The following is a 16,467-nucleotide window of genomic DNA, read 5'->3' on the forward strand; positions in this document are numbered from 1 at the left end:
TATGGATCTGAAGGGCTTGGCAAGGTTCTTGGGAGGTCTGGTAGGTCAAGTGAACGAGCTGGAAGAATCGGTGAAGCAGGCCCTCATGAGGAGGCTGGAGGTTGATAAGCTCCTCCTCTACAACATGCCAGATGCCGAGAGAGAGGACGTCAACGAATTGGAGGAGGAGGTCAAGAGGGCTTTAGGTGGAGATTCGCTGGAAGAAGCTATAAGAAATGCCTTTAGTGCGGAGAAGAGGCGCAGGATCAGAATGGGCGGGAGGAGGTTAGCGGTCATTTTCTCGGGTAACGAATTTGAGGGCGACAGGTCGATACCCCTGAAGATAATGGAGAGGCTGGAGGTGAGGGGAAATGCCAAGAAATTCGACGCGAGCTCCTATCCTTTAGCCACTATCCAAGAGGTCGTGGAGTTCGATCCTGACGTGGTGGTGATAGTCTCGGTCGAGCGCGGCGAGGGGATGTCGCTCGTGATGGAGCGCATGGAATTGGAGGTCCCAACAGATCGCTTAAAAGCTAGTGATATGATTGCCCCTCCCCTGTTGGGAGTCAACGATCCCGAGTCCCTCGCCTCCGCTCTCATCGCTATGATGGGATCTAGGGAGATCTGGAAGGTCGTGTGCTTATCACCTCACGTGGAGGGTGATGGTGTCTCAGAGGTGGGCAGGAAGTGCTCGGAGGATCTGCAGAGGAGTCTGGAGAAGCTAATAAGGGAGCTAGGATTCTAATCTTGGGAATAGGGAACAGGCTCCTCACCGATGAAGGCGTGGGATCCTGCTTCGCCGAGGCTCTATCTACCTTCGATCTCCCCAAGTGGATAGAGGTGGTCGACGGGGGCTTGGGGGGGCTAAATTTGATAGACTACATGGAGGGGAAGGAGATCCTCTTCTTAGTAGATGCCCTCGACCCACGAGATGGAGAACCGGGTGAGGTGAGGCTCTTTAAAGTGAATCCCAAGGCAGTCGAGCCGACTGAAGCGGTTAGAATGCTGGTTGAGGCTGGGAGCCACGGAGTAGTTCCGGAGCTGCTCGTGGCAGCTGCAGATGCCATGGGCTACCTTCCCGAGGAGTCGTATGTGCTCGGAATAGTACCCTGCCTCATCGATCTGGGGGAGGGGATAACCGTACCAGCGGCCCGAGGTTGTTTAAAAGCCCTCCACATACTCAGGGAAACGCTCCTCGGTAGGGATTTCCATCTCCCGGTTGACGATCACCGTTTTAAGGAAAGGTTAAGGGAGATATGTCCTGAGATCAACTGTTGAGGTGATCGCATGCACGAGTGGTCGCTGGCGGATGCCGTCGTCAGATCGCTCTTGGGATTTATGGCCTCGGAGGGACTGAGCTCGATTAAGGAGGTAGAGGTCACCTGGGGGGAGATATTGGAGCTCGATACCGGTATATTCGAGCAGGCCTTCTACGAGTTATCCAAGGGGACTCCGCTGGAGGGAGCGAAACTGGTTCTCATGGAGGAAAAGGCGTACTTCAGGTGCAACTCCTGCGGTGCGGAGTGGGACTTCAAGACCGCTGACGAAATACTCTCGAGGGAGTTCGAGATATTGGAGGAACCGGCAGGTGTGAAGGAAAGCCCGCTTCACTTTCTTCCGGATCTGGCTAGGACTCTTCTAAAGTGCCCCAAGTGCGGCAGCAGGGATTTCGACCTGATCAGCGGCAAGGACCTTAGGGTGTCCAAGGTGGTGGCATGATGCGGATCCCCGATGTACTACAGGACGAGGCCCTTAGGAGGGTCTCAAGGGCGAAGAGGCTTCTCATGGTGGCCTCAGGAAAAGGAGGCGTTGGTAAGAGCCTTATATCCATGGCACTCGCCTCCACTCTGTCGGAGATGGGGAGGAAGGTGGGCCTGCTGGATTTGGACGTGCACGGGCCCTCGATTCCCCAAATATTCCGATCCGAGCTCCTCATTAAGGCGACGAGGCATGGGCTCGAGCCCCTGAGGATAGATGGACTCGAGCTCATGTCACTGGGCTACATAGTTGGGGACTCTCCCGTCCCGCTCAGGGGCGAGGACAAGATGTCTCTCCTGAAGATGATGATAGCCCTGACCAATTGGAGCCCCCTGGACTATTTAGTGGTCGATCTACCTCCGGGAACCGGGGATGAAATGACACTGGCGATCAGAGCCCTCAAGAAGCATCCTAGGTCTGGCACGGTCCTCATCACGCTTCCCTCGAGGCTCTCGCTCTCCGTCGTCAAACGGGCTCTGGACCTGCTGAGGGACGAGGGCGTGAGGGTCTTGGGGATAATAGAAAATATGGCCTACATCAGATGCGGTGAGGACGTTGTGAGGCCCTTCGGTTCCTTAGACTACTCCTCACTCGGTACTGAGGTGTTGGGAAGTCTCCCCTTGGATCCAGCTGTTGAGGAAGCGCTTGCCTCAGGAAGACCACTGCACAAGGCCTCTAGGGAGGTAATGGAGTCCATCTCGGCTATAGCCTCGAAGATAGAGGTGATGATGTGATGTGCTTGGGAATACCGGGGAAGGTGGTTGAGATCAGGGAGAGGACCGCCATAGTGGACTTCGGCGGGGTGCTCAGGGAGGTAGACGCGACTCTAGAGGAGGTGAATCCGGGAGACTATGTGATAGTCCACGTGGGAGTGATAATCTCGAGGATGGATCCCGAAACGGCTAGGGAGACGATAGAAGCTTGGGAAGAGATGATAAAGGCGCTAGAGGGATCCCAGTGACGGAAGAGGTCAGGCTAGCCCACGGATCCGGTGGTAAAGAGACGCAGGGGCTCCTGAACGAGGTGATCCTCTCTTTATTGGGGGAGGATATGAAGAAGGTGAAAGGAGGCGTCGGCACCGACGAGCTGGATGACGGAGCCGCGATACCCATCCCGGGCGGATACGCAGTCATCACGGTAGATTCCTACACCGTGAAACCATACTTCTTCCCGGGAGGCGATATAGGTGAGTTGGCTGCCTCGGGCACGATAAACGATCTGCTGATGATGGGCGCCAAGCCCTTGGCGATACTCGACTCGATAGTCGTTGAGGAGGGATTCCCCCTAGAAGATTTGAGGAGGATAACGGGGAGCATGGTGGACACGCTTAAGCGAGTCGGCGTCAAGCTCGTGGGCGGTGATTTGAAGGTAATCCCCAAGGGTGGACTCGACGGTATAGTGATCACAACTGCTGGTCTCGGTTTAGCCGAGAGGATAATAGTGGACTCCAATCTCAAGCCGGGGGACAAGATCATAGTCAGCGGTACGGTAGGAGATCATGGCGCCGCTATACTAGCGGCTCAGGAGGGTCTGGAGGTGGAGGGAGGGATAGAGAGTGATGTGGCACCCCTGCACGATCTCATGATGCCCCTTATAGAGGAATACGGCCCCGCCATACACGCCGCCCAAGATCCCACCAGAGGGGGATTGGCTCAGGCCCTCAATGAATGGGCATCCAAAACCGGCTACCTGATCACAGTGGAGGAGGATAAAATACCGGTGAGGGAGAAGGTGAGAGCCTTCACAGAAATGCTCGGTGTGGATCCTCTTACCTTAGCGTGCGAGGGGAAGGCCGTCTTGGGGGTGTCCGGGGACGAGGCCGAGGACATCCTCAGCATGGTGAGGGACTTGAGTTTTGAGGAAGCATCTATCATAGGTGAGGTTAGGGAGTCCGAGAGGTACGGCGGGATGGTAGTCATTAAAGCAATTACAGGCGGATTGAGGATATTAGAACCTCCATCAGGTGTTATCGTTCCCAGAATATGCTGAACTCTACCTACTTACGAATTTATCCCTCTTTTTGGCCCCTCTCTTCCTGCATTTGGACCTCACCGGGTATAGCATTTCTTCGTAAGCGAACTCGTCCTCTGGGATCTCTTCTACGAAGCTCTCATCTCCATTCTCAAGGTCCTCATCCGATTCTTTCATCGATCTCAACTCAACGGGAAAGCTTATAAAAGATCGCGGTCGCTAGGCTCCTCCCAGAAATCTTTAAATATTTATACTGTATCATATGTTAGGATCATACTAAAATAAGTTGAGGTTATCTCCGTTAAATATAACGAAAATGGATCTTCGTTATACAATTCATTGATAATTAAGATAATAAACAGCATTCCTTATAAAATAACCCTGATGCATTTCTGCTGGAGCTAGTGCTCCGTTCCCCCCTAGGGGGTGATATTTTTGATGCAAAGTCCCAGAATATCGAGAAGAACCTTTCTAAAGATGGCGGGCCTAGGCACCTTCTCACTACTCTTCTCCGGCTCAATCCGAAAGGTCTTGGGAGTGCCCAAGCCCAAGAGATACAGGCTGGGGGAGATAGGAGGCAAGGATCTGCAGCTCACTAGGGAAGTCAGGGGGGTCTGCGGCTACTGCTCTGTGGGCTGCGGCATAATCTTCTATAGGACAGGCGACAAGGTGATCCACCTAGAGGGCGACCCGGACAATCCGTTGAACGAGGGCAAGCTCTGTTCTAAGGGAGAGGCCTCTCTGGAGCTGTTCGGGCAGCATAATCCGAGGAGACTTAGGACGCCGCTTATAAGGGTTAACCCCAAGCCTCCAGCCGAAGAGCTCAAGAAGGTTAAAACGCAAGATGAACTCAGGGCCATCTTGGATAAATACAAGCCGATATGGAGACCCGCCACTTGGGATGAGGCCTTCAGGTACATAGCCGAGAGGATGAGGGAGATCCTTGATGAGGTAGGATGGGATCCGAGGAAGGAGGACGGCTACTACCACTTAGGCAAGAAGTTCCCGTTGTGGATAGAGGCGGGCGCCAAGCTCACCAACGAGGAGGCCTACATAATAAAGAAGATCGCCACCATGCTGGGAAGCTACAACATAGACCACGACGCTAGGAGGTGCCACTCCACCACCGTGGCCGGTTTGGCCGGGACGGTTGGCTTCGGGGCCCAGACTCAGAGCTTCATAGATACCCAGTTCATCTCCACTTATCTGATCTTCGGCGGCAATCCCGCGGAGAATCATCCGGTCAGCATGAGGCATACCCTCAAAGGTAAGGAGAGGGGGACCCTCAAGCTGGTGGTCGTTGATCCCAGATACAATAGGACCGCCTCCCAGGCTGACGTGTTCGCCTTCTTCAGACCGGGCTCGGACCTAGCGTTCCTCCTATACATCCTTCACTACGCCTTCTGGGAGAGGAATCCACCGGTGGATCAACTGGACACTTTCAAGGAGTTCGTCACCAGGTTTAACGTGGATCTGGAGGAGATAAAGGAGTTCAAGGAGATAACCAAGGATTACACGGCTGAGGAGGTTTCGAGGATAACGGGAATACCGGTGGACAAACTCAGGAAGATAGCAGAACTCTACGTGGAAAACAGTGGAGTGACTACCAACTTCAAGAGGTTCGGTTCCATCCAGTGGGCAATGGGGCAGACCCAGCACCATGTGGGGACCCAGATCACGAGGCTCAGCACCCTCGTGCAGCTGACCTTGGGAAACATGGGATTCCCGGGCGGAGGCCTGAATCCGTACAGGGGCCACAGCAACGTGCAGGGGACCACCGACATGTGCATACTCTCGCACATACTGCCGGGTTACATAAAGCAACCCTCCAGCCCTCTCCAGATAAGGGTTTATCAGGACTGGAAGAATCAGGGCTTCCCCGACGCCTGGCACTGGGAGATCCCCGATTGGGCTGGCAGCAGCTTCGGTCCCAATGAGAGGGGTAAGGTGAACTCGACCAAGGTGCTCTGGTCGTGGTGGTTCCAGAACTGGAGGAGGTTCGAGTTGACTTGGGGCATCTTCGTCGGTACAGATCCTGAATCGGATCCGAAGAACGGGACCGTGATAAGCGACTTCCCATTCGGAAAGGGATACACAGAGAACACCTGGTGGCAGGGAGTCCTCTTCGACGATGTGCTGAAGGCCGCGATCATAATGGCGGAGAACATAGCTGTCAGCGACGGGGATGCGATAACTACCTATATAGCCCTAGCATCGCTCAAGCTGCTTGTTGTGGTTGACCTGTGGGAGACTGAGACAGCAACTTTCGCTGATGTCCTCCTACCTGGCGCATTCCAGTACGAGAAGTACGGGTCGATAACGAACAGCAACCGCTGGGTCCAGTGGCAGGACAGGGTCGTGCCACCAGCAGGCGATGCCAAACCCGATCTCTGGATAATGCTCAAACTCTGGGACTACTTCAAGAGCTACGGGATTGTGAGGCTTCCAAGCCAGATATACGGCAAGAGGGAGGAGAAGGTCTCCATAAAGAATCCCAATACAGGAGAGATGGTCGAGCTTTACGAGAGGAAGATAGAGCCCTTCATGGACTACGCGACCGGCAGATTCGCTGATCCTGACTACGCATATGCTGATCCCGAGCTGATATACAAGGAGATAGACTTGGCAGTTGATCTGTACAACGGGATGTATGATTGGGTTGACGGGAAGATACTGGCGAAGAGGAGGAAGCCCCTGCTGAGGACTGAGTCAGACATAGATGGCATTCTGGACAGGGAGTTCCTGATGTACAAGGACTGGGCGTGGACATGGCCCAAGAATGTGAGGATACTCTATGACCTCTGGACTCTCTCCAAGACCTTGGGGAGGACCTTCCAGTTCACCTTCACTCCCGGCGAATATTCCGTTGGGGACACGCTTAATGGTAAGACTGTGTCCATAACTGGAGAAACCGGAGAGATCAGGGACGCAAAGAGCGGTAAGTGGAGGCCAGCTTTCATACCCGGCCATAACTTCGTGGTCGGCAAGATGTACAAGAGGCTGTGGTCCGGCATGACCGACCTGCTGACCGGCGCCGTTACGGCGAAGGACCTCCTATGGTATGGGAAGGTGATGGGGAAGTTCGTGATATTCAGCGGGGAATCCCACACCGTGACCACCTACGAGGATCTGGGCATCAAGTGTCCCCTCTGCGAGAGCTTCTACTACGATGAGGACGTGATAAATGTCGGTAAGGCGAACTACAAGAAGCCCTATTTCAAGGGGACGAAGGACTACAAAGGGAAGAAGATAAAGTACGTGGGATTCTATGACTGGAAGAAGGTGAGAGACAAGTTCTCCGAGGAGTTTAGGAGTCTAGCCAAGTCCTTGGGCATAAGAGAAGCGGTCAAGAGCATGAAGGAGAAGTACGGCGAGTGGTACGCCTATCCTAATCCGAGCAATTCCGGTGAGATCCTAGCTTGGGATATGAGGTACCCGATCCACTACGAACCTGTGGAGTCTCCAGACTTCGAGCTGGCCACCAAGTATCCAGCGATGGCTTGGAGGAGAGCAGAGAATTACAGATTCTTGGAACCACCTAAGGGATTCGAGCACCTCAAGGATACGGTCACCATGATCCCGGAGGATATGTCACCGCCCGAGGGTGCTGAGGTAGTTGTGGTGACCACGAACAGGATGACGGAGCATTTCCACACCGGTCAGCTCACTAGGAATGTCCCTCTCCTAGCGGAGCTCGTCCCGGAGCCGTTCGCTGAGATACCTAAGCCCCTAGCGGATAAGCTCGGAATAAAGCCCGGAGATATCGTCGAGGTGGGAAACAAGAGGAACGTGATTTACGTGAGGGCGATGGTTACCCACAGGGTCCCCAAGCTATCAGTCAATGGTAAGGAGGTCTACGTGATAAACCTGCCATGGCACTGGGGATGGGCCGGGGCTCACAGCACCTATGCGGTGGTGAATACGATAACGGACGTGTACATGGACGTGGTCACCACTATGCAGGAGACCAAGGCGTTCCTGGCCTACGTTAGGAAGGCTCCCATCGAGAAATACGACTACAGGGCAAAGGAGGAGAATTTACCGGGGATAAGGCCGTGATGGGGGTGATGTTATGGGAGAGATGGCAATAGCCTTCAATGTGGATAACTGTATCTTCTGCAGGGCATGTCAGGTTGCCTGCCACGTGTGGAACAACACTAGACCCCAAGTAACTGAATTTTCCCCTACATTGACGAATCCCCCAGATCTTCTGCCTAACGTCTGGATGGTGATGGAGGCTAAGGAGGTAGTGGAGGGAGATGAATTCCACTGGCTATTCCTCAAGAGGCAATGCATGCACTGCAGCGAGGCCCCCTGCGCTAAAGCTTGTCCAGTAAATGCCATAGAGATCCATCCGGAGGGGGCTGTCGTAATAAGAGAGGACAAGTGTACCGGATGCAGGTTCTGCATAGAGGCATGTCCCTACGATGTCCCCAAGTACGATGAGAGTAGTGAGAAGGTGTACAAGTGTACTTTCTGCATAGACAGGATACAGAACGGCTTGGAGCCCGCTTGCGTCGCTGCATGCCCCACTGATGCCTTGGTATTCGGCGATTACGATGAACTGGTCAACAGGTACAGGTCTCAGGGCTTTGAGGTGTATGGTGACTCGGTCAACGACTACGTGGGTAGGACCCACTACATCTACGTCACTAGGAAATTCAAGGGCAAGCTGACCGACCCCAAGTACTTCGGTGAGAGGCTGAAGAAGGATCCGAGAAAGGCGTCAGTACAGGTCGGAACCAACGTGGTAGAACCTGTCGGCTGGGGCCTTATTGGTCTCACTTTACTGGCCGCAGCCGGCCACTTCATCTACTGGAGGACCAAGAGGATCGAGGAGAAGTCCGAATCTGAAGGTGAGAAGGGAGGTGAGTGAATGGCCGAGGAGTATGTGAGCCTTGCGGAGTGGAGGAGCAAGTGCGAGGCAGTGAAGGCGTTCAGCGAGGCCCAGATATGGGTACACAAGCATCTGATACACTTCACCCTGTTCTTCCTCATCACAGGCTTACCCTTAATTAGCAGAGAGTGGTTCGGCTGGCTTGCTTTCGTCTTCGGCTATCCGCTTTCCACTGTGATAGGGAGCTACGATCCCTACAGCCTCGGCATACAGGTGGCCAGGTTCATACACAGGATCTCGGCCATAGGGCTGGCTCTAGTGCTGGTACCTTTCCTCCTCAAAATGCTGGGAGAGCTCAGGCGTATGGAGATATGGCCCGAATGCTGGAGCTTTTCCTGCTTCAAGAAAGGTTTCGAGGACATGATAGATTTCTACGTGCACAGGAAGAAGGTGACATTCCCCAAGTATAATGTGGGACAGAAGGGATGGATCTGGACCGTAATAGTAGGGATGGTGATAATGTACGTAACTGGAACCGTGATGTGGCTGAGGGACCTCTTCCCGCCCAGCGCTTGGGAGGTGGCCCATCTCCTCCACGATATAGGGTTCTTCATAGCAGCCATAGGCCTCATAATTCACGTGTACATGGCCCTGTTGATTCCAGAACATAGGCCTTTCGTCAGGGCCATGTTCAGAACGGGTAGATTGACTGAGGAGTACGTTAAGGAGCACCATCCCAAGTGGCACGAGAAGATCGAGAAGGAAGGCTGATCCCCACCCCACTTTTTTATGCCCTCCGATGTCTCTCGGATAGGTGAGTTCATAGTGTCGGACGCGTCGAGCAAGTTCAAGCGGGCAGTGGACCTGATTTCGATTGAAACCCCCGAGCTGAGGCCTTCCCTCCTATTCTACGCTGATATGATCTCTCTATTGAACGAGTTATCCGATGAGGTTGTATTGGAGCTGGAGGATAGAAGGGAGCTTATTGAAGAGCTCGCCAAGAGGGTCAGCGAGGAGGGATCTCCGCTCCTGAATTTACTCGGTACAATACCCGTATCCGCAGGGATATGGCAAAGGATACTCGAATCAGTTGTATCAATAGTGAGAGATCACCGGGAGGAGCTAACGGAAGATCTAAATAAGCTATTAGAGGCGTCGGAAGGTGGTTCCTTTAGTATACGCGACCTAGCCACCTACTCCCTAAAAGGGGATCCGAATTACGCTAGGGGGGTGGCTGCCGGACTTGATGTGGACTTGGACTTAGTGAACGCAATTGCCCTATGGACAATACAGCCCCTCCTCATTGCCCTGAGGAGGATCGCCGAAAGGAAGATAGATGCTAACAACTGGTTGAGAGGCTATTGTCCGGTCTGCGGAAGCTACACGAGGACCGGATTCATGGAAGGGGAGGGTAGGAAGCTACACCTCAAATGCGAGATATGCGGGATGGAGTGGCCCTTCCTCAGGTTGAAATGTCCCTTCTGTGGTAACGAAGATGAGAAGAAGTTGGGTTTCTACTCTCTAAACGACAATAAGTTCCGCCTTTACGTATGCGAAAGTTGCGGAGAATACTGGAAGGTGGTCGACGAGGAACTAGCTGGTAAGAACGTTCCTAGGGAACTCTATCCAGTATGGACCTTTGAACTAGATGAGCTGGCCTCCAAGCTCAGCAAGGAGAGATCATCAGAAGACGAGGAAGGTGACATAAAGAGCTGAGGTCAGCAGAGAGGGCTGTCTGCCTCCTTCCCATGCCATCTCACTAGGGGTCCCCCCTTGGACACCATGGGACCTCCCCTCACCCTCTCCGGATAAGTGAAGACTTTCAACTCCCTAGTGAAGTCTTTTGATATGAGGGTTATCCCCCTCTGATCTGCTGATGCCGCTCCACTAACTAAAACGTGCCTCATGCTAGCAACGATCCTTATCCCCGTCAGAGACAGGAGCTTTATGATGTCGCCCGAGATCCTCCCGGTGCTAATCATAACTGGTGTAAGCTCCTTGAGATCGTCACTGCGCTTCATTATCCAACCAGCAATCTTCATCGCAGCGGTGTGCCTACTTATATCGACAAGCAGCATCTTTTGAACTACGGAGGATCCCTTTAGGGCGTATAGCCCGGTGACGTGAAAGGCGAAGGGGCATATGCTCTTGGGAATGGATTTGGATGCATCGGACATCAGGCTCAGGATCGTGCTCCATTCGACTGGCTCGTCCCTCCATCTAGGGGGACTCAATTCCCCCTCGTCAGTGATCCTCAGCAGATACTCTAGGTCGCTCAGTCTTATTTCCTCCACCCTGACATCCCTTGTAATCCCCTTCATCAGCAAGTAACCTATTACTGCCTCCTCGATCATATTTGGGCTAGCGAAGAAGCTCCCTACCTTTCGGCCATCCACCCACTCCACCTCGTACCTGAAGTCGGCAGCCATCTGCGTACCTCTCCAGCGGACGACGGACCTTTCACACACCCTCCTCAGTTCATCTTGCATTTAGGAGACACCCTTGGTGCTCAATATTAAGTGCATGCACTCTAGATGAGCCCTAACTCCCCAACCACCTTAACAGCTAGATTGCACTTTTCCCTGAACTCCTGCTCGCTCACAGTATGAGTGGCAGGACAGTACTCATCCAGTACGCACTTCCCAGCGTCGAGATCGTAGATCACGGGATAGGCCCTGCATCCCAGAGGCCTATGCTCGTAGACGGAACACATCCCGTTCTTTAGGAAGTAGCACTTTCCATCAACGTTCTTGAGCCTGATGAATCCTCCTCTAAGCTCGGAGAAATCCCCTCTTCTATATCCTAGGGACTCAAGTCTCCTTATGTCGCTTTCAGTGAGGATCATCTCGGTCTCAAGGCAGCAGAGGTGGCACCCCTCGGGACATATCATCAGGGTTATATCGGTCTCTCCATTAAAATTCCGTATGGATTTGGAGGACGCAGTATCCCTAGGTCTCGATGAAGGGGCTGACTTCATCGAGGTCAGGGAAGAGAGAACCTACATGACCATGATCAGGATGATCGATGGAGTAGTGAGGGAGTTGACTAGGGGAAGGGAGTTCAGGATAAGTGTCCGGGCCCTATACAGAGGTGGATGGGGCTTCGGCATAGCTAACTCCCCTAATGAGATAGCCGACGCGGTTAAAGATGCAGTGAGCCTAGCTAAACTCTCATCTAGGTGGGCAGAGCCGATAGAAGTGAATTGGCCCTCCTTCAAGGGAAGCTACGAGGTTAAAGGGAGGAAGCCCGCGTGGCAGATTCCGATAGAGGAGAAGATAGGGATAGTCGATGAGCAGGATCGACTCGCCAAATCAATTGATAAGGTGACCAACAGGAACATAATGATGGGAGACACGCTCAGGGAGACCAGAGTAATCAACTCCTTGGGAACTGACATCAGGCAGACACTGCCTAGGGTCAGGCTGGCCGCCTACATATTTGCTCACGAGGCGGGAGTGACGGAAAGCGCGTTCGAATCGAGGGGAGGGATAGGAGGACTGGAGGTGATTGAGGGGACTGGGATCGCGGAGGAGGCAGCCAAAAGGGCCGTGGAAGCTCTATCGGCCAAACCAGCCCCTCCTGGGCCCCATCCCGCGATACTGGATCCGAAGCTGGCTGGTGTGTTCATACACGAGGCTTTCGGTCACGCGGCCGAGGGAGACGCGGTAGTTAACAACGAGAGCATCCTCACAGGAAAGCTGGGTGAAAGGGTGGGCTCCGAGGTGGTCAGCGTCGTCGACGATCCCACCATAGAAGGGTTATACGGGTTCTACAGGTACGATGACGAGGGGACCGAGTCCAGGCGCAAGTACATAGTCAAGGGAGGCATACTTTCCGGCTACATGACCAACTTGGAGACCGCTTCCAAGCTCGGGCTCGAACCTACCGGAAACGCTCGCTCGATGGATTACAGCAATCCACCTATTGTGAGGATGTCCAACACGTTCATAGACAGGGGGGATTGGACGTTCGAGGAGATGGTGTCCGATATGAAGCAAGGAATATACGCGTTCGGGTCCCTTTACGGATACACCGATCCGGCTAAGGGACAGTTCATGTTCAAGGCCGAGGGAGGCTGGCTGATTGAGAACGGAGAGCTCAAGCAGAGGTTGAGGGAGGTGGCCATAACCGGTATGACCCTCGAGGTCCTGAACAACATAGATGCGGTCGGGAAGGACTTATCTCACGATCCAGGGATGTGCGGGAAGATGGGCCAGTGGGTTCCCGTAACCACTGGAGCGCCCCATGTTAGGGTGAGCAACCTGGTGTTCGGGGGGAGGTAAGATGCTGAGGGAAGAAGCAGTTAAGGCCGCTCTCTCCTCCGGAGCTGAGGAGGCGGAGGCTTTCGAGCTCTTTACTCGCGAGATCTCCATACACGTGGAAAAGGGGAAGGTCAAGACGGCCAGTTCGGTCAGGATGGTGGGTCTAGGAGTGAGGGCAGCCATGGGGCAGAAGCTGGGCTTTGCATTCGCCACGAACCCCGCTTCAGGCGGGGAGGTTGGGAGGGAGGCGGCCGAGAGCGCTAAAGCAGCTCCAGAGGATCCGGATTTCAGGGGACTCCCAGATGCCAGGAAGGTGGACTACCTCAGCGAGATCATGGATCCGAAGCTCAGGGACTTGGATCTGAACGACGCCGCTGACCTGTTCCTCGCGGCTGTGGAGTCAGCTCGTCTCTCGGACAAGGTGATCTCAGTCTCCGGCAAACTGGAGGTGTCCTTCTCCAAGGTGGCGGTGTTCAGCTCCAAGGGCATCGATGTCTCCGAGGAGAGGACATACCTAACCGCCTACATCGAAGCAGCCAGCAAGGACGGTGATAGGAGGGGATCAGGCTTCGGCTTCGCCGATGGAAGGAGGTTGGACATGTTCGATCCCGAGAAGGTGGGTACGGAGGCCGGAGATCTGGCCATCAGGACTCTGGATGCCACCACCATAGGAGTGGAGGAGCTGCCTGTGGTATTCCAGCCAAAGGCCCAGTTCACCCTGATCCCCTTCTTGGTGGGTCAGGCGGCTAACGCCGAGAACCTGCAGTACGGCAGGAGCTTCTTAACCAACAGGATAGGAGATCAGATAGCAAGGGAGGAGGTAAGCATAGTCGACGACGGGCGCATCCCTTGGCTCCCCGGCAGCTCGAGCTTCGACGCGGAGGGGATCCCCACCGGAAGGACTTACGTCATAGAGAATGGTGTCTTCAAGTCGCCGATACACAACTGGTACACAGCTATGAAGGAGGGTGTGGAGAGCACGGGCAACGCTTCCAGAGATCACACTAGGCCACCGGCGATCTCATCCCACACGGTAAGTATCGAGGCCCCGTCCCTGCAGATGAAGAAGGATGAGTTGCTTGACGTAAAGAGAGGGGTACTAGTGGTCTACACCATGGACACTCCCAACCTGTCCACCGGGGAGTTCAGCGGGATGGCGGAGACGGCCTTCCTCATAGAGAACGGGGAGGTGACAAAGTCACTGAGGCAGACCAGCATGGGCTTCCGGATCGAGGACTTCCTGAAGACCATGGACGCTGTAGGTGATGATGTGGAGACTTTAATGGGATTCAAGGGCGGCTCCGTCAGGGTGAAGATCAAGGTAGCGGGTCCGGGTGCCTGATGATTCTGGTGGTGAACTTCGGTGGGCAGTACGCCCACCTAATCACCCGGAGGATAAGGGACATAGGCGTCTACGCCGAGATAATTCCCTACACGGAGATCTCCCCATCCACCATAGAGGAGAAGAAACCAAAGGCTCTCATCCTGTCAGGGGGTCCTAGCAGCGTTTACGGGCCTTCAGCTCCTAGGATAGGGAGCTGGGTCTTGGAGATGGATATCCCGGTCTTAGGGATATGCTACGGGTTCCAGCTGATAGCCCACATGATGGGGGGAGAAGTGAGGCGCTCCACGGGCGAGTACGGCCCCACCAAGGTGAAGGTTCTGGAGAGGGGAGGGCTGTTCGCTGGCTGGGGAGAGGAGGAGCTTGTCTGGATGAGTCACTCTGATCACGTTGCTAGAGTTCCTGAGGGATTTGTGGTGACCGCATTGTCTGAGAACGGATACGTGGCGGCCTTCAGGCACGAGGAAAAGCCCATATATGGGGTCCAGTTTCACCCGGAGGTCAAGCACACTCCCAAGGGTAAACTCCTCCTCGAGAACTTCGCGGCAATGTCGAGGGCCGAGAAGAACTGGAGTCCCGAGAGGATGATTCAGCTGATAGATGAGTACCTGAGGAGAGAGCTAGCTGATTGTAATAACATTCTCTCTGCCGTGAGCGGTGGGGTTGACTCCACCGTGGCCACGGTACTAGTCAGTAGAATAGCAGGTGATCGTCTGACCTCCATATTCGTGAATCACGGGCTTTTGCGGAAAAACGAGGAGAAAGAGGTCCTCAACCTGCTAAGGGATCTTGGAATAAATCCTATATACGTGGATGCATCCCAAGAGTTCCTCTCTGCCCTGAGGGGTGTAGAGGACTGCGAGACGAAGAGGAGGATAATCGGGGAGAAATTCGTGGAGGTCTTCTCTAGGGCGCTTGAGGGTAGGAGATTTGATTGCTTGGTGCAGGGGACCCTCTATCCCGACGTCATAGAGAGCGGTGGAGAGGTAGGAGCTGATAGGATAAAGAGCCATCATAACGTTGCAGCCCTACCGGAGTGGCTCGAAGCTAAGGTGGTGGAACCCCTGAGGTACCTCTACAAGGACGAGGTTCGATCTCTCTCTAGGCACCTTGGATTACCTGATTGGATCGCCGAGAGGCATCCGTTCCCCGGACCAGGTTTGGGGGTAAGAATAATTGGCGAGGTGACCGAGGACAAGTTGAGGGTTGTTAGGGAGGCTTCAGTCATAGTGGAGGATGTCTTGAGGGAGAGGGAGCTCTACTCAAAGGCCTGGCAGGCGTTCGCTGTAGTAGGAGATGATAGGTGGGTTGGGGTGAAGGGAGACGCTAGGGTAGAGGGTTACATCGTCACAGTGAGAATCGTGGAGAGCGAGGACGCGATGACCGCTGACTGGCTGAAGTTGCCTCCCGATGTTTTAAACGAGATAGCTAGGAGGATAACCTCGGAGATATCGGAAGTCACCATGGTGACTTACGCGATCACGACCAAACCTCCAAGCACGATAGAGCCCTGCTGACTCCCGAGAAACTTTATCTATCTTTCCCACCTAGCACAGTGGGATGAAGGTGGAGGTAAGGGTGGACTCCAAAGGGAGGATCCTCCTCCCCAAGGAAGTCAGAGAGGAGCTGGGAGATGTTATTGTGATCGAGAAAACGGATGAAGGGTACATCCTCAGGAAGGGTAAGGGATCCTTCTTAGAAGAGTTCAAAGAGGTGATTTCATCGGAGCCTCCACGTGAGGGAAAACCCGAGAACTGGCCACCCTCCAAGATTAAGGGTATATGGGTGAGCGAGTGATCGTGGGGCTGGATTCGAACATCCTATGCTACTCCCTAGATCCCGCATATCCCGAGCATAGTTTCGTTAAGGACCTGCTGCTGAATCTCTCTCCAGATAATCTAGTAGCTGTGAACCCTACGGTGATTCACGAGACTTATCATGCCTTAGTCTTCGGTCAGAAATGGGTTCCAAGGGAGGCCTCTAGGAGGCTCGGCCTACTGCTAAAGCATCCATACGTGAAATTCCTGAATCAAACAAAGGAAATTACTTCAATAGGTTTGAGGTTAGCTGTCAAGTATGGACTGGGGGGTAGAGACTCGCTCATCTTGGCCAATTTCATTTCCAATCGCATACCGGTCATATACACGCATGACTCTGATATTCTCTCTCTAGAGGAGATAAACTGGAGGGGATGGACGCTGAGACCCGTGGATTCCAGTAGCACTTGGAGATCAGGGTGTTACCATCCACTAAATATGCCAGATTGTCGATGGAGTGCCTCGCATCTCTGAAGTATCTTTTTAAGTTCCATTCGAGGG

18 protein-coding genes are annotated in these 16,467 nt (G+C 53.9%); 15 read left to right on the forward strand and 3 right to left on the reverse strand.

Annotated elements, in window-relative coordinates; translation table 11 throughout:
- The first annotated feature begins 1 nt into the window (after position 1).
- The 6 genes from QI197_02705 to hypE are packed head-to-tail and all read left to right on the forward strand — an operon-like array spanning position 2 to position 3,726.
- Entirely contained in the window at positions 2-724 is a 723-nt protein-coding gene (locus QI197_02705) for a hypothetical protein (GenBank protein MDK2372269.1), read from the forward strand.
- On the forward strand, positions 667-1,257 hold the full coding sequence (locus tag QI197_02710) for a hydrogenase maturation protease (GenBank protein MDK2372270.1): 591 nt from the start codon (positions 667-669) through the stop codon (positions 1,255-1,257). Before QI197_02705 ends, QI197_02710 begins: the two co-directional genes overlap by 58 nt.
- Positions 1,258-1,266: 9 nt before the next feature.
- Positions 1,267-1,698 (forward strand): hydrogenase/urease maturation nickel metallochaperone HypA, encoded by a 432-nt coding sequence (locus tag QI197_02715; protein ID MDK2372271.1) that lies wholly within the window; start codon positions 1,267-1,269, stop codon positions 1,696-1,698.
- Positions 1,695-2,471 carry a P-loop NTPase gene (locus QI197_02720; GenBank protein ID MDK2372272.1) on the forward strand — a complete coding sequence of 259 codons (777 nt, stop codon included), beginning with the start codon at positions 1,695-1,697 and terminating at the stop codon, positions 2,469-2,471. Before QI197_02715 ends, QI197_02720 begins: the two co-directional genes overlap by 4 nt.
- Positions 2,471-2,698 carry a HypC/HybG/HupF family hydrogenase formation chaperone gene (locus QI197_02725; protein MDK2372273.1) on the forward strand — a complete coding sequence of 76 codons (228 nt, stop codon included), beginning with the start codon at positions 2,471-2,473 and terminating at the stop codon, positions 2,696-2,698. The genes QI197_02720 and QI197_02725 overlap by 1 nt, the downstream gene beginning before the upstream one ends.
- Entirely contained in the window at positions 2,695-3,726 is a 1,032-nt protein-coding gene (gene hypE, locus QI197_02730) for a hydrogenase expression/formation protein HypE (protein ID MDK2372274.1), read from the forward strand. The genes QI197_02725 and hypE overlap by 4 nt, the downstream gene beginning before the upstream one ends.
- A gap of 3 nt (positions 3,727-3,729) precedes the next feature.
- Here hypE and QI197_02735 read toward each other — a convergent pair whose 3' ends face one another.
- A complete protein-coding gene (locus tag QI197_02735) occupies positions 3,730-3,885 on the reverse strand; it encodes a hypothetical protein (GenBank protein ID MDK2372275.1) in 156 nt (51 codons plus the stop codon).
- Positions 3,886-4,146: 261 nt separating this feature from the next.
- Here QI197_02735 and QI197_02740 point away from each other — a divergent pair, with 261 nt between their 5' ends.
- From QI197_02740 to QI197_02755, 4 genes are read left to right on the forward strand one after another with little or no spacing between them, the layout of a single operon-like run.
- Positions 4,147-7,767 carry a molybdopterin-dependent oxidoreductase gene (locus QI197_02740; protein MDK2372276.1) on the forward strand — a complete coding sequence of 1,207 codons (3,621 nt, stop codon included), beginning with the start codon at positions 4,147-4,149 and terminating at the stop codon, positions 7,765-7,767.
- A gap of 13 nt (positions 7,768-7,780) precedes the next feature.
- Complete coding sequence (locus QI197_02745; GenBank protein MDK2372277.1) at positions 7,781-8,584, forward strand: 4Fe-4S dicluster domain-containing protein; 804 nt, start codon at positions 7,781-7,783, stop codon at positions 8,582-8,584.
- A complete protein-coding gene (locus tag QI197_02750; GenBank protein MDK2372278.1) occupies positions 8,585-9,316 on the forward strand; it encodes a cytochrome b/b6 domain-containing protein in 732 nt (243 codons plus the stop codon).
- A gap of 54 nt (positions 9,317-9,370) precedes the next feature.
- On the forward strand, positions 9,371-10,261 hold the full coding sequence (locus QI197_02755) for a formate dehydrogenase accessory protein FdhE (GenBank protein ID MDK2372279.1): 891 nt from the start codon (positions 9,371-9,373) through the stop codon (positions 10,259-10,261).
- A gap of 2 nt (positions 10,262-10,263) precedes the next feature.
- On the opposite strand, the gene QI197_02760 is transcribed toward QI197_02755, so the two are convergent.
- Positions 10,264-11,034: a formate dehydrogenase accessory sulfurtransferase FdhD gene (locus QI197_02760; GenBank protein ID MDK2372280.1), complete on the reverse strand. Its 771-nt coding sequence runs from the start codon at positions 11,032-11,034 to the stop codon at positions 10,264-10,266.
- Positions 11,035-11,075: 41 nt separating this feature from the next.
- The gene (locus tag QI197_02765) at positions 11,076-11,435 is read right to left on the reverse strand and encodes a YkgJ family cysteine cluster protein (GenBank protein ID MDK2372281.1); all 360 of its coding nucleotides are present in this window, start codon (positions 11,433-11,435) and stop codon (positions 11,076-11,078) included.
- 34 nt (positions 11,436-11,469) lie between these two features.
- Here QI197_02765 and QI197_02770 point away from each other — a divergent pair, with 34 nt between their 5' ends.
- Genes QI197_02770 through QI197_02790 form a run of 5 tightly spaced genes read left to right on the forward strand, consistent with a single transcriptional unit; the run spans position 11,470 to position 16,440 of the window.
- On the forward strand, positions 11,470-12,828 hold the full coding sequence (locus QI197_02770) for a TldD/PmbA family protein (protein ID MDK2372282.1): 1,359 nt from the start codon (positions 11,470-11,472) through the stop codon (positions 12,826-12,828).
- 1 nt (position 12,829) lies between these two features.
- Complete coding sequence (locus tag QI197_02775) at positions 12,830-14,149, forward strand: TldD/PmbA family protein (protein MDK2372283.1); 1,320 nt, start codon at positions 12,830-12,832, stop codon at positions 14,147-14,149.
- Positions 14,149-15,666: a glutamine-hydrolyzing GMP synthase gene (gene guaA / locus QI197_02780; protein MDK2372284.1), complete on the forward strand. Its 1,518-nt coding sequence runs from the start codon at positions 14,149-14,151 to the stop codon at positions 15,664-15,666. The genes QI197_02775 and guaA overlap by 1 nt, the downstream gene beginning before the upstream one ends.
- 43 nt (positions 15,667-15,709) lie before the next feature.
- Positions 15,710-15,946: an AbrB/MazE/SpoVT family DNA-binding domain-containing protein gene (locus QI197_02785; protein ID MDK2372285.1), complete on the forward strand. Its 237-nt coding sequence runs from the start codon at positions 15,710-15,712 to the stop codon at positions 15,944-15,946.
- On the forward strand, positions 15,943-16,440 hold the full coding sequence (locus QI197_02790) for a PIN domain-containing protein (GenBank protein MDK2372286.1): 498 nt from the start codon (positions 15,943-15,945) through the stop codon (positions 16,438-16,440). Before QI197_02785 ends, QI197_02790 begins: the two co-directional genes overlap by 4 nt.
- Positions 16,441-16,467: the final 27 nt, after the last annotated feature.

The organism is Thermoproteota archaeon, from assembly GCA_030130125.1.
Taxonomy (GTDB): Archaea; Korarchaeota; Korarchaeia; order Korarchaeales; family Korarchaeaceae; genus Korarchaeum.